This is a genomic window from Sphaerisporangium corydalis (assembly GCF_025506355.1).
In the GTDB taxonomy this organism is placed as follows: Bacteria; Actinomycetota; Actinomycetes; order Streptosporangiales; family Streptosporangiaceae; genus Sphaerisporangium; species Sphaerisporangium corydalis.
The window spans coordinates 1-21,703 of the sequence record NZ_JANZYP010000037.1 but is presented as its reverse complement, the minus strand read 5'-3'; the positions used below and the strand labels follow the sequence as shown (position 1 = coordinate 21,703).

Genomic DNA, 21,703 nt, shown 5'->3' with positions numbered 1-21,703 from the left:
GCCTCATGACACGCGCGTGCCCTCCCGGGGTGGCCCGGGAGGGCACGCGCGTATCGGGCCGCCCCTACGGGGACCGGCGCAGTTTGGCCATCATGTCCTCCTTGTGGCGGTGCGCCTCGGCCAGGCTCGCCCCGCCGCGCAGCGCGCTGACGACGTCCTCCTCGGCGTCCGCGTACATGTAGGAGTCGGCGAAGACTTCCGTCGAGGGCAGGGCGATCACCCCCGCGCCGTCCATGACGATGGAGGTGCTCTCGTCCACCAGGACGCCGGCGATCTCCACGGGGCCGCCGACCGAGGCCACGTGCACCGCGGGCCCCGGCCCGGCGGTCGCCTCGTAGAGCGCCCAGACGGGCAGCCCGAGGTCGCGGAACGCGTTGACGTCGCGGACCCCGCCCTCCACGAGCAGGCCGGTCGCGCCGCGGGCGAGCGCGGCGCGGGTGAGGATCTCGCCCCACACCGCCCCGGCCGCGGCCTGCGCGCCGGCGACGACGATCACTCTGTCCTCCAGTTCCTCGTCCATCATCCAGTGCAGGGGATCCAGCCCGTTGTCCCCGGGCCCGGGGGCGAGCCGTACGGTACGGGCCCTTCCCAGCAGGCCCAGGGATCGGTGGATCGGGCGGAGCGGCGGGCTGAGCCAGCCGGTCAGCCCGCGGAGTTGCAGTACGTCCGCGATCGCGGTGGTAGGCGGAACCACAGTATCGATCACCTCTTTTGGAGAAATTTCCGGATCTTGCCGACTTCAGGTGCGGAAGAGGCCGGCCCCCGGCGACTGACGTGGCGCTCTTTCAGCCGGTCGGCGCCTCGTTGTAGCGGTCCACCACGTTCCACGTCATTCGCCCCACAGGGTACGGACCTCCTCGAACACCTTCTGGTTGTGGGAGATCTCGACGACGTTGCCGTCGGGGTCCTTCAGGGCGCAGACGTAGCCGACGGGCGGCGGCAGCTCCATGGGGTCCCAGTGCAGGCAGCCCAGCTCGCGGGCACGCCGTGCGAGCTCGTCCACGTCCTCGCGGCGCGGCACCTCCATGCCGAGGTGGGCGAAGGGCGAGAGCTGCGGCTGAGGCGTGCCCCTGTCCTTGGCGAACTCCACCAGCACCAGGACGAACGGCGTCTCCACCTGCTTGTCGTTGGAGAGCCAGGCGTTGCGCCCGTCCTTGTCCTCGTGTGTCGAGACCAGCACCAGCGGGGTCATGGTCGTGTAGAACTCGATGGCCTTGTCGAGGTCGCAGCTTGGCAGGGCGACATGCGTCCAGCGCGCCTCGGTGAGCTTCTTGCCGAGCACCAGTGCCTCCTTGAGCCTTTCAGTGCTTGGGCCGGTCCTCCTGGGCCAGGTCGGTACGGCCGAGCGGCATGTCGCAGCCGTCCGCATACGGTTCGTACCCGCTTGTCGTGCGACCCTCGAAGCGCACGATCGTGTTCATCCGTGTTGCGCGCCTTGGGGAGCCGCCGGCACGCTGAGCGGCCGTGGGGTCGTCACCGGAGTTCTCCACGAAGGCCTTCCATCTGATCGGGCAATCCTCGCCGATCTCCCGGCGATTTGGCCGGTACTTCCCGATCTTGTGTGTCTTGTAACGACGCGGCCGAGGTCCCGGCCGTAAATCCAGAGTCCGCGCGCCTTCGTGTGGCCGCAACCCCGGAGATCGGGCTTCTCCCCCGGGACGGGTACGGCGGGGGTGGGCGATCCGGGACGCGGGACGGGGAGGTGGACCGGAGGGCGCGTGGTCGCCGGTCGCGGGGGCGGCGCTAGGATCCGGGCAGCATGGCCGCTCTCCCCCAGGTCCTGGTCCCCTCCGGCACGGCCCTGAGCTCCGCCGCCTCCCACCCTCTGGTGGCGGGCGCGCCCGGCTCACGGGGCGGCGTATCGGTGATCGTCGCGGTGCTGTTCGCGGCCGTGCTCCACGCGGTGTGGAATGCCATGGCCCACGGCTCCGCGGACAGGCTGGTCGGATTCGCCCTCATGGGCGTCGCCGACGTCGTGTGCGGCGGCGTCGGGGTCGCACTCACCGGCCTCCCGCCCCGCGAGGCGTGGCCGTTCATCCTGGCCTCGGCGTCCCTGCACGTCGTCTACCAGATCCTGCTGATCGTCAGCTACCAGCTCGGCCAGTTCAGCCAGACCTACCCGCTGGCCCGGGGGACCTCCCCCTGGGTGGTCGCCCTGGTGTCGGTGACCGTGCTCGGCCAGGAGCTCCCGGTGGTGCAGCTCGCCGGGGTGCTGACCATCTCGGCCGGCCTGCTGGCCCTGGTCCTCATCGGCGGCCGGCCGTCCCGCGCCCAGGTCCCCGCGCTCGCCGCCGCCTTCTGCACCGGGCTGACGATCGCCGGGTACACCGTCCTTGACGGCGTCGGCGTCCACCACGCCTCCGTGCTCGGCTACGCCTCCTGGCTGTTCCTGCTCCAGGGCCCGGTCATCCCGCTGATCGCCCTGGCCCGGCGCGGGCGGGCCCTGCGCGGGCTGCCGCTCACGACCGCCGCGTCCGGGCTGACCGGCGGCGTGGTGTCCCTGGCCGCGTACGGCCTGGTCCTGTGGGCACAGACCCGGGGCGCCCTGGCCCCGATCGCCGCCCTGCGGGAGACCAGCATCGTCATCGGGGCCGCCATCGGGGCGGTCTTCCTCGGGGAGCGCTTCGGCCTGCGCCGCGCCTTCGCCGCCGCCGTGGTCGTCGCCGGGATCATCCTGATCAGCCTGCCCTGAGCGACCGGCCCACCGTCAGGGTAGGGGGGCGAAGCGGCGCAGCCGGAGGCTGTTGGTCACCACGAAGGCCGACGACAGGGCCATCGCCGCGCCCGCGATCATCGGCGACAGCAGCCCGGAGGCCGCCAGCGGGATGGCCGCGACGTTGTAGGCGAACGCCCAGAACAGGTTGCCCTTGATCGTGCGGAGCGTGCGGCGCGACAGCCGGATCGCGTCGGCGGCCACCCGCAGGTCCCCGCGCACCAGGGTCAGGTCGGACGCCTCGATGGCCACGTCGGCGCCGGTGCCCATCGCCATCCCGAGATCGGCCTGGGCCAGCGCCGCGGCGTCGTTGACGCCGTCCCCGACCATGGCCACCACCCGGCCCTCGGCCTGGAGCCGCTTGACCACGTCGACCTTCCCCGAGGGCAGCACGTCGGCGATCACGTCCTCGGGCGGCACCCCGACCGAGGCGGCCACGGTCTCTGCCACCGCACGGTCGTCCCCGGTCAGCAGCACCGGGCGCAGCCCGAGCGCCCTCAGCCGCGCCACCGCCTCGGCCGACGTCGCTTTGACCTCGTCGGCCACGGTCAGCACGGCGCGCGCCCTGCCGTCCCATCCGACGGCGACGGCGGTCTCCCCCCGCGCCCGCGCGTCGGCCACGGCCTTCTCCAGTTCGGGGGGAAGCGGCTGGGAGGCGCCGGCCAGCAGCCGGGGCCGCCCGGCCAGGACGGCGTGGCCGTCCACGACCCCGCGCACGCCCAGCCCTTCGATGTTCGCGAAGTCCGTGAGCGCCGCGGGGGCGCCCTGCCCGGCGGACGCCCTGGCCACGGCCTGGGCGATCGGGTGCTCGGAGGCGGCCTCGAGCGCCCCGGCGAGCCGCAGGATCTCCGCCCGGTCCTCGCCGGGCGCCGCCACCACGCCGGCCAGCGTCATCCGGCCGGCGGTGACCGTGCCGGTCTTGTCGAGCACGATCGTGTCGACGCGCCGGGTCGACTCCAGCACCTCAGGCCCCTTGATCAGGATGCCGAGCTGCGCCCCCCGGCCGGTGCCGACCAGCAGGGCCGTGGGCGTGGCCAGCCCGAGCGCGCACGGGCAGGCGATGATCAGCACGGCCACCGCCGCCGTGAAGGCCGCCGCCGCGCCGTTCCCGGTGCCGAGCCAGAACCCGAGGGTGCCGAGCGAGAGGGCGATCACGATCGGGACGAAGACGGCGGAGATCCGGTCGGCCAGCCGCTGGACCTCGGCCTTGCCGTTCTGGGCGTCCTCGACGAGCCGGGCCATCTGGGCGAGCCGGGTGCCGGCCCCGATCTGGGTCGCGCGGACCACCAGCCGGCCGCCGGCGTTGACCGTCGCCCCGGTCACGGTGTCGCCGGGCCGCACCTCCACAGGGACCGACTCGCCGGTGAGCAGGGACTCGTCGACCGCCGACGAGCCCTCCTCCACGACCCCGTCGGTGGCGATCTTCTCTCCTGGCCGCACGACGAAGGTGTCACCGGCCGCCAGTCGCTCGACGGGGACGCGTTCCTCCCGGCCGTCGCGCAGGACGGCGACGTCCTTGGCGCCCATCTCCATCAGCGCGCGCAGCGCGCTCCCGGCCCGGCGCTTGGACCTGGCCTCGAAGTGGCGCCCGGCCAGGATGAAGGTGACCACCCCGGCGGCGGCCTCGAAGTAGATGGCGCCGGCCCCGTCGCCCCGGCTGAGGGTGAACTCGAACCCGTGCCGCATGCCGGGCATGCCCGCGGTGCCGAAGAACAGCGCCCACAGCGACCAGCCGAACGCGGCCAGCGTGCCGAGCGAGACCAGGGTGTCCATGGTGGCCGTGCCGTGGCGCAGGTTGGCCAGGGCCGCCCGGTGGAACGGCAGGCCGCCGTAGACCACGACCGGGGCGGCCAGGGTGAGCGACAGCCACTGCCAGTTCTCGAACTGCAGGGCCGGGACCATGGCCATCGCGATCACCGGGACCGACAGCGCGATCGAGACGGCCAGCCGCCGCCCGAGCGTGTCGCCGCCGTCGCCGGGGGGCTCGGGTTCGGCGCCGGGCAGTTCCGCCGTGTACCCGGCCTTCTCGACCTCGGCGACGAGGTCCTCGGGGCGGACGCCCGCGCCGTAGGCGACCCTGGCCTTCTCGGTGGCGTAGTTGACCGTGGCGGTGACGCCGTCGAGCCTGTTGAGCTTGCGCTCGATGCGGGAGGCGCAGGAGGCGCAGGTCATCCCGCCGATGGCCAGCTCGATGCGGCCTCCCCCGGCGGGGCTCCTCACGGTGACCGGCGTCATGGTCACTCCTCCCTGTCGTCTCCCATGGTGCGCGACCGGGCGTACGGCCGCCAATCGCAACCTGCCCGTTCACCACGGCACCCTACCCCCCTACAGTACCTGACCCCCTCCGGGACGGCACGGGCGGCCAGGGGTCCCGTTCCCTCCTGCCGGGGGAATCGGGCGTGGAATTCCCCGGTGAGGGGTCGTACCGGTACGGTTCCGGCGGGGGAGCCGAACCGGCCCATGGTCTGATCCGTCCGGCCGGAGGCTTCGCGAGGGGGTGGCGGTTGATCGTCGATCTGGTGTTCCTGCTGGGCGCGGTGGCCCTGGTCGTCGCGAACGGCTTCTTCGTCGCGGCCGAGTTCTCCCTGGTCACCGTCGAGCGGAGCGAGGTGCGGCGGCTGGCGTCCGCCGGTGACCGAGGGGCCCAGGGCATCCAGGCGGCGATCCAGAAGCTCTCGTTCCAGCTCTCCGGGGCCCAGCTCGGCATCACGATCACCTCCCTGCTGCTCGGCGTGATCGCGGAACCCGCCATCGCCGGCCTGCTCCACCCCCTCGTCGAGAGGACCGGGCTGCCCGCGGGGGCGACCGAGAGCGTGGCGGCGGCGCTCGGCCTCCTCATCGCCACCGTCAGCCAGATGGTGCTGGGCGAGCTGGTCCCCAAGAACGCCGCCCTGTCCCGCCCGATGATCGTGGCCCGCTTCTCCACTCCGCCGCAGCGGGTGTTCTCGGCGATCTTCGCCCCGCTGATCAAGGCCAGCAACGCCACGGCGAACGCCATCGTGCGGGCGCTGGGCGCCGAGCCCCAGGACGAGCTGGCCTCCGCCCGGTCCCCCGACGAGCTCAACATGCTCATGAGCCTGTCGGCCGAGGCGGGCACGCTGCCCACCGGCACCGCCGCCATGCTGCGCCGCGCGCTGCGGTTCGGGGACACCACCGCCGCCGAGGCGATGACCCCCCGCATGGACTGCGTGACCGTCGGGGACGGCGACACCGTCGGCGAGTTCCTGACCCTGGCCCGGCGCGAGCGCCACCTCCGCCTCCCGGTCTCCGGCGGCGAGCTCGACGACATCGTCGGCGTGGCCTCCGTGGTCGACGCGTTCGCCGTGCCCGAGCCCGAGCGCGCCACCACGCGGGTGGCGACGATCCGGCGCCCGCCCGTCCTGGTCCCCGAGTCGCTCGACCTGGAGACCCTGCAGGAGCGCCTGTTCGCGGCCAAGGCGGAGATGGCGGTGGTCGTGGACGAGTACGGGGGCTTCGCCGGGATCGTGACCGTGGAGGACCTGGCCGAGGAGCTCATCGGCGACATCGCCGACGAGTACGACCTGCCCGAGGAGGGCTCGGGAGAGCCCGAGCCCGCCCTGCTGGCCGCCGGCGCCTCCATGGCCGTGCCCGCGCTCCTGCGCGCCCACGAGGCCGAGGAGCGCACCGGCTTCCAGATGCCCGAGGGACCGTACGAGACCCTGGCCGGGCTGCTCATCAGCCGGCTCGGCCGCCTGCCCGACCCGGGGGACAGCGTGGACGTCGACGGCTGGACCCTCAGGGTCGACGCCATGCGGCGCCACCGCATCGAGCAGATCACGCTCACCGCCCCCGACGGCCGGGAGGAGACGCCGTGACCACCACAGGCGCGCCCGCTGCGGGGAGGGGCCGATGAGCCTGCTCGACGTCCTCGCCATCGTGCTGCTGCTCGGCACCAACGGGTTCTTCGTCGGCGCGGAGTTCGCGCTCATCTCCGCGCGCCGCACGCAGATCGAGCCGCTGGCCAAGGAAGGGCACCGGCGGGCCCGGGCGGTGATCGCCGCGATGGACGCGGTCCCGCTGATGCTCGCCGCCGCGCAGCTCGGCGTGACCCTGGCGTCGCTGGCGCTCGGCGCCGTCGGCGAGCCGGTGATCGCCCACGCCGTGGAGCCGCTCTTCGCCGCCGTCGGGCTCCCCGAAGGGCTGGTCCACCCGGTCGCCTTCGCGCTCGCGTTGTTCGTCGTCGTCTCCACCCACGTGATCATCGGTGAGATGGTGCCGAAGAACCTGGCCCTGTCCAGCCCCGACCAGGCGGCCCTGTGGCTGGTGCCCCCGCTGCGCTTCGTCGCCCGCGCCACCCGGCCGCTGCTGGTGGTGATCAACGCCGTCGCGGCGGCGGTCCTGCGGGTGCTGCGCATCCCGCCGACCGAGGAGCTGCGCTCGGTCTACACCTCCGAGGAGATGCCCGCCCTCATCCAGGAGTCGCGCAGGCACCGGCTGCTGGACAAGGACGAGCACGACCGCATGATCGCCATCCTGGCCATGCACGGGCGCCCGGTGGAGTCGGTCATGGTGCCGATCGGCGAGGTCGTCAGCGTGCCCGCCACCACCGGCGCCGCCGAGCTGCAGGAGTTCGCCGGCCGCTACGGCCACTCGCGCTTCCCCGTCCAGGGCGAGGCCCCCGGCCGCCTGCCGGGGTACCTCCACGTCCTGGACGCGCTCAACGGCCACGCGGCGCACGAGCCCCTGCCGGCCCGCCCGCTGCCGCACGTCCACCGGGAGACCTCCCTGGCGGAGGTGCTCGCGGCGATGCGCGGGACCCGTGCCCAGCTCGCGGCGATCACCGACGACGGCGGCGCGGTGACCGGAGTGGTCACCCTTGAGGACGTCCTCACCGGCCTGCTCCACCGCTCCCGGCACTGACCCGGGAGGCCCTCGGAGTGCCCGCTACGGCGGGCACCGGCCGCCGTGAACGCGCTGGTCCACCGGCGAAAATGTGCATTTCCTGCGAATAGCGCGACAGGGGGCCACAAATATCACCGCGATCGCTAGACTGGCTCGCGGTTTGCCGGGCGGGTGGATCCGGCGCCTGTGATCGGCGCGTGGCCGGAGGCCACCAGCCCTGGCCATTCGTGGGGACAATGAGCGGCGGGCTTGTCGATGTGCGTCCTGCGCCGCCCGTGGCCGAGCCGGCGGGCAAGGCCGGGCGACCGTGGGTTCCGTGGCTGCTGTGCGCCGGTGCCGCCGTGCTCGGCGTCGTCGTGGCCGGCAGCGCCACCCTGGTCGGCGCGTACACGACGCTGAGCGGCAACATCAAGCACATCGACGTCGAGGCCAAGGACCTGGGCAAGCGCCCGGCCAAGGTGAGCAAGGCCCTGAACATCCTCATCGTGGGGTCCGACACCCGGGCGGGAAGCAACGCCAAGTACGGTCACCGCGACCTGGGCGAGCGCACCGACACGATCATCCTCGCGCACGTGTCACCCAACCATGACAACGCGCTGCTGATCAGCTTCCCGCGCGACTCGCTGGTCCAGCTCCCCGCGTGCCGGGCCAAGAACGGCCTGCCGGGGCAGCGCCCGCACGTCGGCATGATCAACGAGTCCTTCAACTTCGGCGGCATCGCCTGCACCTGGAACACGATCGAGTCGCTGACCGGGATCCGCATCGACCACTTCGCCAAGGTCGACTTCACCGGCTTCAAGGGCATGGTGAACGCGCTCGGCGGCGTCGAGATCTGCGTCCCCAAGGCGATCGACGACAAGAAGGCGATGCTCCACCTGGCCGCCGGGCGGCAGAACGTCAAGGGCGAGGAGGCGCTCGGCTACGTCCGCGCCCGCTACAGCCTGGGGGACGGGTCCGACATCGGGCGCATCCAGCGGCAGCAGATGTTCATCGCCTCCATGATCAAGAAGGCGATGAGCGGGGCCACGCTGTCCGACCCGGCCAAGCTCTTCCACTTCCTCGACGCGGCCACCAAGTCCGTCACGACCGACCCCGGGCTGACGGTGGGGGTCATGAAGGACCTGGCGCTGAGCGCGCAGGGGCTGGCCGCGGGCGACATCCGCTTCGTCACCACCCCCTGGCGCTACTCCCTGACCCAGCCGGGCCGGGTCGAGTGGGTCCAGCCGCAGGCCAAGAAGCTCTTCCAGCTCGTGGCGACCGACACCAAGATCAAGGGCTCGAACATCAAGACGGGCCGGCAGGGCAAGGTGCCGAAGTCCAAGATCGAGATCGTGGTGCAGAACGGCACCGGCAGGGGCGGGCTCGGCACCCAGGTCGCCGCCGCCCTGGAGCAGCGCGGGTACACCGTCGTCAAGGTCGGCGACGCCAAGCGCAAGCCGGTCGCCAGGACGACGATCGGGTACTCCACGACCGGGCAGACCCGGGTGCCCACCCTGGCCGGCGACCTGCTGGTCTCGCGCAACACCCTGGTCCAGAAGGCCACCACGCCCCGGCTGGTGCTGGTGATCGGCTCCGACTGGAAGGGGCTGAAGGCCGCCCCGGTGTCGGAGGAGGAGCTCAAGGGCATCGACGCGACCCAGGACTCCTGCTCGGAAGGCTGATCGCCCGTCGCGCCCCGCCCCCCGAACCGGCCTTCCGCCCGTTCCGGGGAAGACCTCGGTCATGGGGGAGAGCCCGCTGGTGCGACGATGGGATGCCCGGAGCGACGCCGTGGGACCAACGGTGCCCGGCGGTGCCGCGCGGCCCGCGAACAGGCCGCCGCACGTCGAACCCGTCGGCCGTCCACGGCGTATTGCTACATCAGAAGGAGAGTGATCGGACATGGCACAGCAGGCGGTCATAGGCGTCACGGGACTCGGGGTCATGGGTCGCAACCTCGCGCGCAACTTCGCCAGGCACGGGTACCCGGTCGCCGTCCACAACCGTACGAACGCCAAGACCAAGGCCCTGATGGAGGAGTTCGGCCACGAAGGCGCCTTCACCGCCTCGGAGTCGGCCGAGGAGTTCGTCGCCTCGCTGGCCCGGCCCCGCAAGATGGTCATCATGGTCAAGGCGGGCCAGTCCACCGACGCGGTGATCGAGGAGTTCGCGCCCCTGCTCGAACCCGGCGACATCATGATCGACGGTGGCAACGCCCACTTCGCCGACACCCGCCGCCGCGAGAAGGCGCTGCGGGAGCGCGGCCTCCACTTCGTCGGCGTCGGCATCTCCGGCGGCGAGCAGGGCGCGCTCGACGGCCCGAGCATCATGCCGGGCGGGTCCCAGGAGGCCTACGAGTCGCTCGGCCCGATCCTGGAGGACATCGCGGCCAAGGTCGACGGCGTCCCGTGCTGCACCTACGTCGGGCCCGACGGCGCGGGGCACTTCGTGAAGATGGTGCACAACGGCATCGAGTACGCCGACATGCAGCTCATCGCGGAGGCCTACGACCTGCTCCGCAAGGGCGTGCGCATGTCCCCCGGGGAGATCGCCGAGGCCTTCCGCACCTGGAACACCGGGCGGCTGGAGTCGTACCTCATCGAGATCACCGCCGAGGTGCTGTCCCACTCGGACCGCCTCTCCGGCAAGCCGTTCGTCGACATCGTGCTCGACCGGGCCGAGCAGAAGGGCACCGGCCGGTGGACCGTCCAGGCGGCCCTGGACCTCGGGGTGCCGGTCACCGGCATCGCCGAGGCGGTCTTCGCCCGGTCCCTGTCCGGCAGCGTCGACATGCGCGGGACCGCGCGCGCCCTGCCGGGGCCCTCGGGCGGCGACCTGGACTCCTCCTTCGCCGACGACGTCGAGCAGGCCCTGTACGCCTCGAAGGTCGTCGCGTACGCCCAGGGCTTCAACGAGATCCAGGCGGGCAGCGCCGAGTACGGCTGGAACATCGACCTCGGCGCGATGGCGGCCATCTGGCGGGGCGGCTGCATCATCAGGGCCAGGTTCCTCGACCGCATCCGCGCGGCCTACGAGACCGACCCGGCCACGCCCACCCTGCTGGCCGACGCGAACTTCGCGGCCGAGATGGGCGACGCCCAGGACTCCTGGCGTGACGTGGCCGTCGCGGCGGCCAGGCTCGGCATCCCGGCGCCCGGCTTCGCCAGCTCGCTCGCGTACTACGACGGGCTGCGCGCCGAGCGGCTGCCCGCCGCCCTGATCCAGGCGCAGCGCGACTACTTCGGCGCCCACACCTACCTCAGGGCCGACCGCGAGGGCGTCTACCACACCCAGTGGGAGCTGCCCGGCTACCCCGAGGCCCGCGTCGACGTCTGACCGCCCTGGCGCCGCGTCAGCGGCACCGGACCCACGTGCCAGGCCGGCATCCCAGGGTGGACCCGTCCGGGCCCGCGTGCCCGGACGGTGGCCCTAGGACGCCGTCCGGGCGCGCTGCTCCTGTTCGGCGATCAGCTTCGCCAGGGTCGCGGGATCGTCGGCGTCCACCGTCCGCCACACCCCCGCGGCCTCGATCGCGTCGTCGAACCGCATGCGGGTCGCCCAGAAGCGGCCCGTGTCCGACTGGAAGACCGTCCACCCTGCCGCGTCCGCCGGCGAGGGGCCCATCACGGCCCCTCCTCCGGCCGCCGGCGCGGCGGTGAGGGCGGACCGGCGGACCGGCGGACGGGGATCGTTATGGGCTCTCGCACTGGGCCGGACCTCGGTTCCGAATCTCAAAGGACCCATAAGGCACACCAAACGTCCCTACAGGCCCGCCATTTGTGGCGTCATCGGGCTGCGCGGGTGTCATCCGCGCTACGGTCAGTGTGAGGGCTCGATGACGCGGTGTCACCGTTGCCTCAGTGCCGCACCATCGTTGCGGCAACCCCTGGAGTGATGATGACCATCGGCGCGGACCTGCGCGCGGCCCGTCGGCGCGCGGGCCTCAGCCTCGGCCAGCTCGCGGTGATATCGGGCGTTTCCTCAGGTCATCTCAGCCGGGTCGAGCGCGGGGACCGCGAGGTGACCCCCGCGTTGGTCCGCCACTACGAGGTCGCTCTGGGCACCGTCACGCTTCCCCTTGCCGCAACGGAAACCCCTCTTCCCCCGCCCCCCGGAGTGGGTACCGTCGATGACATGAAGCGGAGGGGCCTACTCTCAGTCATCGCCGCGGCGTCCGTGGGAGTCGCCACGGGTGAGCCTCTGACACGCCTGCTCGACGGTCTGGGCACCGACCCCCCGGCCAAGGTCGGCATGCCGGAGGTGCAGTCGGTCGAGGCCGCCGCCGACCTGTACATGCGCATGGACCTCGCCCGTGGGGGCGAGGCCGCCGTCGCGATGGCGCGCGGCTCCCTGGAGTGGGCCGTGAAGCTCCAGGACCGGCCGATGAACGAGGCCACGCGCGAGCGGCTCTGCTCGGCCGTGGGGCTGCTCGCCGACCGGCTCGGGTGGGCGACCTACGACCAGGGCCGGCTGGAGCAGGCGGCGCGGGTCCTGACGTTCGCGCTCGACTCGGCGGCGCGCGGCGCCGACCGCGACCTGCGGGCGCACACCATGCTCGACCTGTCGGTGGCCTTCGCCGACATGGGCCGGCCGCGCGACGGCGTCGACATCCTGCGGCTGGCGCTCGGCGACGAGCGCATCTCCAGCGCCGAGCGGGCGAACGCGCACGCCGTGGCCGCCCGCCACTGCGCGGCGGCGGGTGACCGGCCCGCGGGGCTGCGGCACATCGGCCTGGCCGAGGAGGCGCTCGCCCGCTCCGAGCCCGCCGTGGCGCCCGACTGGGCCCGCCACATCACCGTCTCCCCCGGCCACCACGACAGCGCGCTCGGCCTGGCGCTGTTCCAGCTCGGCGACGACTCCCGGGCGCGCGACCATCTCGCGGCGGCGCTGGATCGGCTCGGCGAGCACCGCACGCGCACCGGGCTGCGCTGCCTCACCCGCCTGGCGGTGCTCCGCATCCGCGAGGGCGACCGCGAGACCGGCGCCGAGCAGGCCCGCCGCGCGGTCGTGCTGTCGGCCGGCGTGCGCTCCACCCGGGTCAGCAACGACCTGCGCATGATGATCGACGGCGTCCGGCAGAGCGGGATGACCGACCTCGCCCGCGAGCTGGCGCACTCCCTGACCAGCGTCTGACGGGTCCGATCGCGCCTAACTCCTGTCGTGACAATTCTTGACAACCACCATTGCGAGAACGGCGCCGGAATGCGACGGTCGAGGATGACCCTTTCGCGATGGGGTGCGAAAGGGCTCCGACCCACGAGAGGGGCGCCCACCGTGTCCGATCTCCCGCAGTTGCCGTTTCCGCGCCGCCACCAGCTCGACGTGCCGCCGGCCTACCGCGAGCTGCGAAGCCAGGCGCCGATCACCCGCGTGCGGACCCAGGCGGGCGACGAGGCCTGGCTCGTCGCCGGGTACGAGGAGGTGCGGCGCGTCCTCGCCGACGACCGGCTCGGCCGCTCGCACCCCGACCCCGACAACGCGCCGAGGATCTCCAGCTCGGTGATCCTCGGCGGCCCGAGGGGCGACCACGCGACCGAGAAGGCCGAGCACGAGCGGATGCGCCGGCTGCTGGCGCCCGCGTTCTCCGCCCGGCGCATGAAGGCGCTGACCGACCACGTCCAGGACCTGGTCGACGACCTGCTCGACCGCATGGCCGTGAAGACGCCCCCGGTCGACCTGCACGAGCACTTCTCCTTCCCGCTCCCCGTGCTGGTCATCTGCGAGCTGCTCGGCGTGCCGTACGAGGACCGCGACCGGTTCCGCGCGCTGGCGGACGGCATGACGAGCATGACCGACCCGGCGGCGGCCACGGCCGCGATGGAGGACCTCAGCGCCTACATCCACGCGCTGGTGGTGGAGAAGCGGAGGAATCCGGCCGAGGACGTGCTCTCCGACATGGCGAACATGGACGCCGACGACAAGGAGATCGCCGACCTCGGGGCGGGCCTGCTGTTCGCGGGGCACGAGACCACGGTCAACCGCATCGACTACGGCACGGTGTTCCTGCTCAGCGACCTCGCGCAGCGTGACGCGCTGGTGCGCGACCCCTCGCTCGCGCCGACGGTGGTCGAGGAGATCCTGCGCATGGCGGCGCCGTCCGACCACGGCCTGGTCCGGTACGCCAGGGAGGACATCGAGTTCGAGGGCGTGACGATCCGGGCCGGCGACGCGGTGCTCATCCAGACCTCGGCGGCCAACCGCGACGAGACCGTCTTCACCGAGCCGGACGTGTTCGACGCCCGCCGGGCGGCCGGGGAGCCGCACGTCGCGTTCGGCTACGCGCAGCATTACTGCATCGGCGCGAACCTCGCGCGGGTCGAGTTGCGCACGGTGTTCGGCAGCCTGTTCCGGAGGTTCCCGACGATGGAGCTGGCCGTGCCCCCGGACCGGCTGCCGACCCGCGCCGGCCGCCTGACCGGCGGGTTCGTCGAGCTGCCCGTCACCTGGTGACCTGACGCGCGCCTCGCGCCGCCCGTTCCCGCCGCCCGGAATGCCGCGTCCGCCCGGCCTCCCCCGACCCGACAAAGTCGTACATCTCTCACTTAACGCGTCTTGTAACGAATTCTGATTGGCCCCGTTAAGATCTAGTTTGATCATCATGCTGATCGGGGAGACATGCTGACCCTGTGGTACGACCGCCCGGCGGACGGGGCGGATGAGCACGATGCCTGGGAGAGGCTGGCACTGCCGATCGGGAACGGCAGGCTCGGCGCGATGGTCTTCGGGCGGCTCGGCACCGAGCGCGTCGCCCTGAACGAGAGCACCCTGTGGACCGGCGGTCCCGGCTCCAAGGACGCGGGCAACGGCCGCGCGTCCGGCGACTGGCCCGTCCCCCGGCCCGGCGCCCTGGACGAGGTCAGGCGGCGGATCGCCGAGGACGGGCGGATGGCGCCCGAGGAGGCGGCCCGGCTGCTCGGGAACGCCACCGAAGGGGACGGGCACGTCCCCGGGTTCGGCGCCTTCCAGCCCTTCGGCGACCTCCTGCTCGACCTCGGCGCCGCGGGCGTCTCGGACTACCGCCGCGCGCTCGACCTGGCGACGGCCGTCGCCTCCGTGGAGTACACGTCGGGCGGCGCCCGCTTCACCCGCGAGTACTTCGCCAGCGACCCGGCGCAGGTCGTCGTCGTCCGCGTCGCCGCCGACCGTCCCGGCCAGGTGTCCCTCACCGTACGGCTGGCCGCCGGCGCCCCGGCGCGGGCCGAGGGCGGCCGGCTGACCGTCCGGGGGACGCTGGACGACAACGGGCTGTGCTTCGAGGGCCAGGTCCAGGTGCTGGCCGAAGGCGGCGGGCGCACCGACGGGGCCGGGGCGGTGGCGGTGCGCGGCGCCGACGCGGTGACCCTGGTCTTCTCGGCGGGCACCGACTACGCGGGCGAGTACCCGGACTACCGGGGGCCCGACCCGCACGAGTCGGTGAGCGCGCGGGTCGAGCGCGCGAGCGCCCGGGGGTACGCGGCGCTGCGTGCCGAGCATGTCGCCGACCACCGGGAGTTGTTCGACCGCGTCCAGCTCAACATAGGCGGATATTTCGTGACTCCGGGGCAGCCGTCGTTACCGACGGACCAGGCGCTCGCGGCGTACGGCCGGGGCGGCCCCGGCGACCGGGCCCTGGAGACGCTGCTGTTCGCCTACGGCCGCTACCTGCTGATCGCCTCGTCCCGCTCGGGCTCCCCGCTGCCGGCCAACCTCCAGGGACTGTGGAACGACAGCCCGGCCCCGCCGTGGGACGGCGACTGGCACACCAACATCAACGTCCAGATGAACTACTGGCCGGCCGAGGTGACCGGGCTGAGCGAGTGCGTGCCGCCGCTGCTGCGCTTCGTGGACGGGCTGCGCGCCCCCGGCAGGGTCACCGCCGCGACGATGTTCGGCGCGTCCGGCTGGGTGGTCCACCAGAACACCAACCCGTTCGGGTTCACCGGCGTGCACGACTGGCCGACGTCCTTCTGGTTCCCCGAGGCCGCCGCCTGGCTGGCCCAGCACGTCTACGAGCACTACCTGTTCACCGGCGACGCCGGCTACCTGCGCGACCACGCGTACCCCCTGCTCAGCGAGACGGCGGGCTTCTGGCTCGACCACCTCGCCGAGCACCGCGGCCTCGTGGTCTCCCCGAGCCACTCGCCCGAGCATGGGCCGTTCTCGGCCGGCGCCGCGATGTCCCAGCAGATCGTGTGGGACCTGCTGGCCAACACCGTCGAGGCGGCCGAGTTCCTCGGCGTCGACCCGGGCTACCGCATCCTGCGCGCCCTCGGCGACCTGGACGAGGGCCTGCGCATCGGGTCCTTCGGGCAACTGCAGGAGTGGCGGGAGGACTGGGACGACCCGGACGACGCACACCGGCACATCTCCCACCTGTTCGCCCTGCACCCGGGCCGCCGGATCCGCCCGTGCACGGCCTACGGCGACGCCGCGCGCGTCACGCTCGACCACCGCGGGGACGGCGGCACGGGGTGGAGCAGGGCCTGGAAGATGAACCTGTGGGCCCGGCTGCTCGACGGCGACCGCGCGCACCGGCTGCTCGGCGAGCAGCTCCGGCACAGCACGCTCCCGAACCTGTGGAGCACGCACCCGCCGTTCCAGATCGACGGCAACCTCGGGACGACGGCGGGGATCGCCGAGATGCTGCTGCAGAGCCACGCCGGCGTGGTCGACGTGCTCCCCGCGCTGCCGCCCGCGTGGCCGTACGGCTCCTTCGACGGGCTGCGCGCCCGCGGCGGGCACACGGTGGGCGCGACCTGGCAGGAGGGCGAGCTGGTCGAGGTGCGGCTCGTCTCGGGGCACGACGGTGAGGTCCGGCTGCGCAACCCGGCGTTCCTCAGCGGCTGCCGCACCCAGGTGCCCTGCACCGCCGAGGGCGACACCGCCGCGTTCCAGGCGAGCGCCGGGCACGCGTACCGGATCACGGTCGGCTGACCCTTCCCGCCTTTGCGCGCCATCAAATCCGACATTCCGCCATATATCACAGCATTAATGGCGAATAGCCGGCGGCTTGGGGACACGAACCGGTAACAACGCGTGCCCGTCCCGTCACCACGACTTGACAGAAGGTTCGCGATATCGTCTTATACACCTAACCGACTTATTAAGTAGGAAATTAAGGAGAAGTGATGAGGGTTCGCAGGCTCCGGGGGATGACGGCGGCACTGGCCGTCGTCGCGGTGACCGCCCTCGCGGCGGCCTGCGGCGGGGGCGGAGACGGGGGCACCGCCTCCGGGGGCGGCGACACGGCCAAGACCGAGGTCCGCCTCGGCTTCTTCCCGAACATCACGCACTCCACGGCGCTGGTGGGGGTCAAGAAGGGCTTCTTCGCCAAGGCGCTCGGCAGCGGCGCGACGCTGAAGACCGCCACGTTCAACGCCGGCCCCGCCGCCACCGAGGCGATCTTCTCCGACGCCATCGACGCCACCTACATCGGGCCGAACCCGGCGATCAACGCCTGGTCCAAGTCCAAGGGCCAGGCGATCAAGATCGTCGCCGGGTCGGCGTCCGGCGGCGTCTACCTCGTCGTCAAGCCCGGGATCAACGGCCCGGCCGACCTCAAGGGCAAGAAGATCGCGACGCCGCAGCTCGGCAACACCCAGGACGTCGCGATCCGCTACTGGCTCCAGGAGAAGGGGCTGAAGACCGACACCAAGGGCGGCGGCGACGTCTCGATCGTCCCCCAGGACAACGCGCAGACCCTGCAGACCTTCGCCACCGGCGACATCGACGGCGCCTGGGTGCCCGAGCCCTTCGCCAGCCGCATGGTCCAGGAGAGCAAGGGCAAGATCCTGGTCACCGAGGCCGACCTGTGGCCGGACAAGCAGTTCGTGATCACGCACCTCATCGTCAGGCAGCAGTTCCTCAAGGAGCACCCCGACCTGGTGAAGAAGCTGATCGAGGCGCACGTCGAGTCCAACGCCTACATCAACTCCGACCCGGCGGGCGCCAAGGAGGCGATCAACGCCGAGCTGCAGGACCTGTCCGGCAAGCCGCTGAAGACCGAGCTCCTGGACAGCGCGTTCAAGAACATCACCTTCACCAACGACCCGATCGCGTCCTCCCTGGTGACCAGCGCCGACCACGCCGTGAAGGTCGGCCTGCTGGACCCGGTGGACCTGAACGGCATCTACGACCTCAAGATCCTCAACGAGGTGCTGGCCGCGAAGGGCCAGCAGGCGGTGAACGACAAGTGAGCAGGCGGCGCACCGCGGTGAGCGATCACCGCACGCCACAGCAGCCGACGCGGCGCCCCCGGTCTGAGGCCGGGCGGCCGCAGGGTGAGGAGACGAAGTGACAGCTCCGACTCAGGAGCTGCGCCCCAGCCGGGCCGACGGGCATGAGCCCGCGGTCCGGCTGGACGCGGTTTCCAAGGTGTACGGCCGGGACCTCCTCGCCCTCGACCGGGTGAGCCTTTCTGTGGACAAGGGGGAGTTCGTCTGCCTGCTCGGCGCGTCCGGGTGCGGCAAGAGCACGATGCTCAACCTGGTCGCCGGGCTCGACCGCCCGACCGCCGGGGAGATCGACACCAAGGGCGGGCGCATCGCGATGATGTTCCAGGAGCCCGCCCTGTTCCCCTGGCTCACGGTGTCGGCGAACATCGAGCTGGCGCTCCGGGTCAAGAGCTCCACCAGGAGCACGACCAAGAAGGAACGCCGCGAGCGCGCGACGGAACTCCTGGAGATCGTGCACCTCGGCGGCTTCGGCGCCAAGCGCCCCCACGAGCTGTCGGGCGGCATGCGCCAGCGCGTCGCGCTCGCCCGGGCGCTCGCGCAGGACGCCGACGTGCTGCTCATGGACGAGCCCTTCGGCGCCCTCGACGCGATGACCCGCGACCTGCTGCACGACGAGCTGGAGCGCATCTGGCGGGAGCGCGAGCTGTCGGTCCTGTTCGTGACCCACAACGTCCGCGAGGCCGTCCGCCTCGGCGACCGGGTCGTCCTGCTGAGCAGCAGACCTGGCACCGTGATCGAGGAGTTCCCCATCACGCTGCCGCGCCCGCGCCGCACCGACTCAGGCGAGGTGGCCGAGCTCGCCTCCACCATCACCGCGCGGCTCCGCGAGGAGGTGCTCCGCCACGCCAAGCCGGCGAAGCGGCCCGTCGGCGCCGGCGCAGAGCACGGGTGACCCATGACGACTGACATCTCCCAGCAGATCGCCGGGCTGGACGCCCTGGAACTGACCAGCCGGGAACAGCGCGGCCTGCCCTCGCGGATCTGGGCACGGGTCTGGCCGATGCTCTCGGCCATCATCCTGGTCCTGGTCATATGGGAACTGGTCGTGCTCAGCGGGTGGCGCCCCGAGTACGTGCTCCCCGGGCCGATCACGGTCCTCGGAGACCTGTGGAACCGCCTCGGCGACGGCGACTTCTACAACGCCGTGGCCGTCACGATGCGCCGTGCCATCACCGGGTTCGCGGTCGCGGTGCTCGTCGGCCTGGTCGTCGGCGCCGCGGTGTCCCGCGTCCGCCCCCTGCGGGCGGCGTTCGGCTCCCTGATCACCGGGCTGCAGACCATGCCGTCCATCGCCTGGTTCCCGCTGGCGATCCTGCTGTTCAAGCTGAGCGAGAGCGCGATCCTGTTCGTGGTCGTCCTCGGCGCGGCGCCGTCCATCGCCAACGGGCTGATCGCCGGGGTGGACTACACCCCGCCGATCCTGCTCCGCGCGGGGCACATCCTCGGCCTGCGGCGGCTGGCGCTGTACCGGCACGTCATCCTGCCCGCCTCGCTGCCGTCGTTCCTGTCCGGGCTCAAGCAGGGGTGGGCGTTCGCGTGGCGGTCGCTGATGGCGGGCGAGCTGCTCGTGATCATCGCCAACCAGACGTCGATCGGCGAGCAGCTCGACAACGCGCGGGAACTGTCCGACGCGCCCGGCCTGCTGGCCACCATGATCGTGATCCTTGTCATCGGCATCGTGGTGGACATGTGCTTCGGTGCGGCCGACAACGCTCTCCGGCGTCGCTGGGGGCTCGACCAGCGCGTCGGCTGATGCGCATCTCCGCCAGGACGCAGTACGCCCTGCGCGCCGCCGTGGAGCTCGCGGCCGCTCCCCCGGGACCCGTTCCCGCCGAGCGGATCGCGAGCTCCCAGGACATCCCCCGCAGGTTCCTGGACAACATCCTGCTCCAGCTCCGGCGCGCGGGGCTCATCCAGAGCCAGCGGGGTCCCGAGGGAGGCTACTGGCTCGCGCGTCCGGCCACCGACATCACGCTCGCGGACATCATCCTGGTGATCGAGGGCGTGCCCTCGAACAGCGAGCGGTTCCCCGGGGTCGCCGGCCCGCTGGCCGACGTGTGGTCGGCGCTGCGCACGTACGAGAACACGACGCTGACCGAGATCACCCTCGCCCACATCGCCAGCGGCTCCCTGCCGCCCATGTCCTGACGCCGCCGGCCTGATCGCCGGGTCGGCCTGGTCGGCGGGCAGGCAGGTCGGCGGACAGGCGGTCGCCCGATCCGGGACGTGTGAGCGGGAGGCGCCTCTGCGGAGGGCGCCCGGCGGCCGGGCCGTGACCTCTCCGGCATCTTGGGCGGCCCCGCCGGTTGGAGCGCGCCAAAGCCGGCACTTGTGGAAGACTGCCGATCTGCTGACTTCTTGCTCTATCGCCCGCGAAGGGGCATTTTCAGATGGGAACTCCTGGGCAGCTGGTCGTGAAGCGGTACCGGCTGGTGAGAGCGCTCGGCCAGGGCGGCATGGGCATGGTCTGGGAGGGCCACGACACGCTCCTCGACCGGGTCGTGGCGGTCAAGGAAGTCCTGGTCCCCCACCGGCTCGACTCCCGTCAGCAGCTCCAGATGATCCATCGGACCTCCCGCGAGGCACGGACCGCCGCCCGGCTCAACCACCGCAACATCGTCGGCGTCTTCGACGTGGCCGAGGAGGACGGGCGGCCCTGGATCATCATGGAGCTCGTGCCCTCCCGGTCCCTGGACCGGGTGATCGGCAGCGAGGGCACGCTCTCGGTCCCGCGCGCCGCGACGATCGCGCGCGAGGTCCTCACCGCCCTGTCCATCGCGCACACCGCCGGGGTGGTGCACCGCGACGTCAAGCCCGCCAACATCCTCATCGGCTATGACGGGCGCGTGGTGCTCAGCGACTTCGGCATCGCCACCTCCCTCGGCGACCCGTCCGCCCAGCGGAGCGGAACGGTGGGCTCGCCGGGCTTCGTCGCGCCGGAACGCGCGGGCGGGGCGCCCGCGGCGCCCGAGGGCGACGTGTGGTCGCTCGGCGCGACGCTCTTCGCCATGGTGGCCGGCAGGCCCCCCTTCGACAGCAGTATGGGGCCGCTGGCCTCGCTCCTCACCCAGGACGCCGAGGTGGCCAAGGCGCCCGCCGAGCTGCGGCCGGTACTCGCCGGCCTGCTCGCCAAGGACCCGGCCAAGCGGATGGGCGCGGCCGAGGCCCGGCGCCTGCTCGACGACGTGCTCTCCCCCGAGGACGCCGCCGCGCCCTCCGGCCGGGCCGGGGGCGGGAGCCGCTCGAAGCTGCTGGCGGGGGTGGTGGCGGCCGCGGTGGTGGTCGCGGGCACGATCGGCGGGTGGGCCGTGCTGCGGCCGGACGGCATCGCGAGCGCGGGCCGCGCCGGCGCCCCACCCACTGGTGCGCCCGTCCCCGGCGTCCCCTCGCCGGGCGCCACGCCGTTCGCGACGCCGGCCCCCGTCCCGAGCCGGCTGAAGCTGAAGTGGCACGACGCGGGCCAGGGCTGGAAGGCGGCGGTGCCGCGCGGCTGGCAGCTCAGCATCCGGCAGAACTACTTCACCTGGTCCGACCGGACGGGCACCGCCTACATGGGCGTGGAGTTCTTCGACGCCCAGGGCAGGGTGCCGATCGAGCTGATGCGGGCGACGGAGGACTCCCTGTCCTCGTCGGTCAGGAAGTACCGCAAGATCAGGCTCGTGAAGCTGCCGGCGACGCGGGAGGGCGTGTCGAAGAACGACGGCATGGTGGAGTGGGAGAGCACCTGGACGGGACCCGGGTACCACTCCTGGGCGGTCAAGGGCGTGCCCTACCACGAGCTCCAGCGAATGATCGTCACCGGCAACCGCATCAGCGTCATCGACTGGGTCACCACCAAAACCGAATGGGACCGCCTAAAACCCACCCTGGACTCCATCCTCCGCCTCTACCACCCCCCCTCCCAATAACCCCCACCCCCGGCCACGTCCCACCC

17 protein-coding genes and 1 pseudogene are annotated in these 21,703 nt (G+C 72.4%); 14 read left to right on the top strand and 4 right to left on the bottom strand.

What is annotated here, in order from left to right:
* Window positions 1-64 precede the first annotated feature (64 nt).
* Both NYZ98_RS23780 and NYZ98_RS23775 read right to left on the bottom strand, forming a co-directional pair.
* The gene (locus NYZ98_RS23780) at window positions 65-694 is read right to left on the bottom strand and encodes an RraA family protein (protein WP_262845165.1); all 630 of its coding nucleotides are present in this window, start codon (window positions 692-694) and stop codon (window positions 65-67) included.
* 135 nt (window positions 695-829) lie between these two features.
* On the bottom strand, window positions 830-1,282 hold the full coding sequence (locus tag NYZ98_RS23775; protein WP_262845163.1) for a VOC family protein: 453 nt from the start codon (window positions 1,280-1,282) through the stop codon (window positions 830-832).
* A 633-nt stretch (window positions 1,283-1,915) separates the two neighbouring features.
* Here NYZ98_RS23775 and NYZ98_RS23770 point away from each other — a divergent pair.
* Window positions 1,916-2,692: a DMT family transporter gene (locus tag NYZ98_RS23770; RefSeq protein ID WP_262845273.1), complete on the top strand. Its 777-nt coding sequence runs from the start codon at window positions 1,916-1,918 to the stop codon at window positions 2,690-2,692.
* 15 nt (window positions 2,693-2,707) lie between these two features.
* On the opposite strand, the gene NYZ98_RS23765 is transcribed toward NYZ98_RS23770, so the two are convergent.
* Entirely contained in the window at window positions 2,708-4,948 is a 2,241-nt protein-coding gene (locus NYZ98_RS23765; RefSeq protein WP_262845161.1) for a heavy metal translocating P-type ATPase, read from the bottom strand.
* Window positions 4,949-5,217: 269 nt separating this feature from the next.
* Here NYZ98_RS23765 and NYZ98_RS23760 point away from each other — a divergent pair, with 269 nt between their 5' ends.
* The 4 genes from NYZ98_RS23760 (at window position 5,218) to gndA (ending at window position 10,891) form a co-directional block, all read left to right on the top strand.
* Window positions 5,218-6,549: a hemolysin family protein gene (locus NYZ98_RS23760; protein ID WP_262845159.1), complete on the top strand. Its 1,332-nt coding sequence runs from the start codon at window positions 5,218-5,220 to the stop codon at window positions 6,547-6,549.
* A 34-nt stretch (window positions 6,550-6,583) separates the two neighbouring features.
* The gene (locus NYZ98_RS23755; RefSeq protein ID WP_262845157.1) at window positions 6,584-7,594 is read left to right on the top strand and encodes a hemolysin family protein; all 1,011 of its coding nucleotides are present in this window, start codon (window positions 6,584-6,586) and stop codon (window positions 7,592-7,594) included.
* Window positions 7,595-7,812: 218 nt separating this feature from the next.
* Complete coding sequence (locus NYZ98_RS23750; RefSeq protein WP_262845155.1) at window positions 7,813-9,237, top strand: LCP family protein; 1,425 nt, start codon at window positions 7,813-7,815, stop codon at window positions 9,235-9,237.
* 220 nt (window positions 9,238-9,457) lie between these two features.
* Complete coding sequence (gene gndA / locus NYZ98_RS23745) at window positions 9,458-10,891, top strand: NADP-dependent phosphogluconate dehydrogenase (RefSeq protein WP_262845153.1); 1,434 nt, start codon at window positions 9,458-9,460, stop codon at window positions 10,889-10,891.
* Between the two features lie 93 nt (window positions 10,892-10,984).
* Here the strand turns inward: gndA and NYZ98_RS23740 are convergent, their stop codons facing one another.
* The gene (locus NYZ98_RS23740) at window positions 10,985-11,182 is read right to left on the bottom strand and encodes a hypothetical protein (RefSeq protein ID WP_380708115.1); all 198 of its coding nucleotides are present in this window, start codon (window positions 11,180-11,182) and stop codon (window positions 10,985-10,987) included.
* A 267-nt stretch (window positions 11,183-11,449) separates the two neighbouring features.
* Here NYZ98_RS23740 and NYZ98_RS41560 point away from each other — a divergent pair.
* The 9 genes and pseudogenes from NYZ98_RS41560 to NYZ98_RS23700 all read left to right on the top strand — a co-directional run.
* Window positions 11,450-11,614: pseudogene (locus NYZ98_RS41560) on the top strand (helix-turn-helix domain-containing protein); the annotation flags it as partial.
* A 75-nt stretch (window positions 11,615-11,689) separates the two neighbouring features.
* The gene (locus NYZ98_RS23735; protein WP_262845150.1) at window positions 11,690-12,688 is read left to right on the top strand and encodes a tetratricopeptide repeat protein; all 999 of its coding nucleotides are present in this window, start codon (window positions 11,690-11,692) and stop codon (window positions 12,686-12,688) included.
* A 141-nt stretch (window positions 12,689-12,829) separates the two neighbouring features.
* The gene (locus tag NYZ98_RS23730) at window positions 12,830-14,005 is read left to right on the top strand and encodes a cytochrome P450 (RefSeq protein WP_262845148.1); all 1,176 of its coding nucleotides are present in this window, start codon (window positions 12,830-12,832) and stop codon (window positions 14,003-14,005) included.
* Between the two features lie 165 nt (window positions 14,006-14,170).
* Window positions 14,171-16,468, top strand: coding sequence for a glycoside hydrolase family 95 protein (locus NYZ98_RS23725; protein WP_262845146.1), 2,298 nt, complete (start codon window positions 14,171-14,173; stop codon window positions 16,466-16,468).
* Window positions 16,469-16,662: 194 nt separating this feature from the next.
* On the top strand, window positions 16,663-17,730 hold the full coding sequence (locus NYZ98_RS23720; RefSeq protein WP_262845144.1) for an ABC transporter substrate-binding protein: 1,068 nt from the start codon (window positions 16,663-16,665) through the stop codon (window positions 17,728-17,730).
* A gap of 97 nt (window positions 17,731-17,827) precedes the next feature.
* The gene (locus tag NYZ98_RS23715) at window positions 17,828-18,661 is read left to right on the top strand and encodes an ABC transporter ATP-binding protein (RefSeq protein WP_262845142.1); all 834 of its coding nucleotides are present in this window, start codon (window positions 17,828-17,830) and stop codon (window positions 18,659-18,661) included.
* Between the two features lie 3 nt (window positions 18,662-18,664).
* Window positions 18,665-19,522: an ABC transporter permease gene (locus tag NYZ98_RS23710; protein ID WP_262845140.1), complete on the top strand. Its 858-nt coding sequence runs from the start codon at window positions 18,665-18,667 to the stop codon at window positions 19,520-19,522.
* Window positions 19,522-19,917 (top strand): RrF2 family transcriptional regulator, encoded by a 396-nt coding sequence (locus NYZ98_RS23705; RefSeq protein WP_262845138.1) that lies wholly within the window; start codon window positions 19,522-19,524, stop codon window positions 19,915-19,917. The genes NYZ98_RS23710 and NYZ98_RS23705 overlap by 1 nt, the downstream gene beginning before the upstream one ends.
* Before the next feature lie 242 nt (window positions 19,918-20,159).
* Window positions 20,160-21,677 (top strand): serine/threonine-protein kinase, encoded by a 1,518-nt coding sequence (locus tag NYZ98_RS23700; RefSeq protein ID WP_262845136.1) that lies wholly within the window; start codon window positions 20,160-20,162, stop codon window positions 21,675-21,677.
* Window positions 21,678-21,703: the final 26 nt, after the last annotated feature.

What these genes read in the sequence shown, in the direction of transcription:
- NYZ98_RS23750 (WP_262845155.1), top strand. Translation starts at nt 7,813, where the DNA reads ATGAGCGGCGGGCTTGTCGATGTGCGTCCTGCGCCGCCCGTGGCCGAG.
- NYZ98_RS23735 (WP_262845150.1), top strand. Translation starts at nt 11,690, where the DNA reads ATGAAGCGGAGGGGCCTACTCTCAGTCATCGCCGCGGCGTCCGTGGGA.
- NYZ98_RS23755 (WP_262845157.1), top strand. Translation starts at nt 6,584, where the DNA reads ATGAGCCTGCTCGACGTCCTCGCCATCGTGCTGCTGCTCGGCACCAAC.
- NYZ98_RS23720 (WP_262845144.1), top strand. Translation starts at nt 16,663, where the DNA reads ATGAGGGTTCGCAGGCTCCGGGGGATGACGGCGGCACTGGCCGTCGTC.
- NYZ98_RS23710 (WP_262845140.1), top strand. Translation starts at nt 18,665, where the DNA reads ATGACGACTGACATCTCCCAGCAGATCGCCGGGCTGGACGCCCTGGAA.
- NYZ98_RS23705 (WP_262845138.1), top strand. Translation starts at nt 19,522, where the DNA reads ATGCGCATCTCCGCCAGGACGCAGTACGCCCTGCGCGCCGCCGTGGAG.
- gndA (WP_262845153.1), top strand. Translation starts at nt 9,458, where the DNA reads ATGGCACAGCAGGCGGTCATAGGCGTCACGGGACTCGGGGTCATGGGT.
- NYZ98_RS23700 (WP_262845136.1), top strand. Translation starts at nt 20,160, where the DNA reads ATGGGAACTCCTGGGCAGCTGGTCGTGAAGCGGTACCGGCTGGTGAGA.
- NYZ98_RS23765 (WP_262845161.1), bottom strand. Translation starts at nt 4,948, where the DNA reads ATGACGCCGGTCACCGTGAGGAGCCCCGCCGGGGGAGGCCGCATCGAG.
- NYZ98_RS23725 (WP_262845146.1), top strand. Translation starts at nt 14,171, where the DNA reads ATGCTGACCCTGTGGTACGACCGCCCGGCGGACGGGGCGGATGAGCAC.
- NYZ98_RS23770 (WP_262845273.1), top strand. Translation starts at nt 1,916, where the DNA reads ATGGCCCACGGCTCCGCGGACAGGCTGGTCGGATTCGCCCTCATGGGC.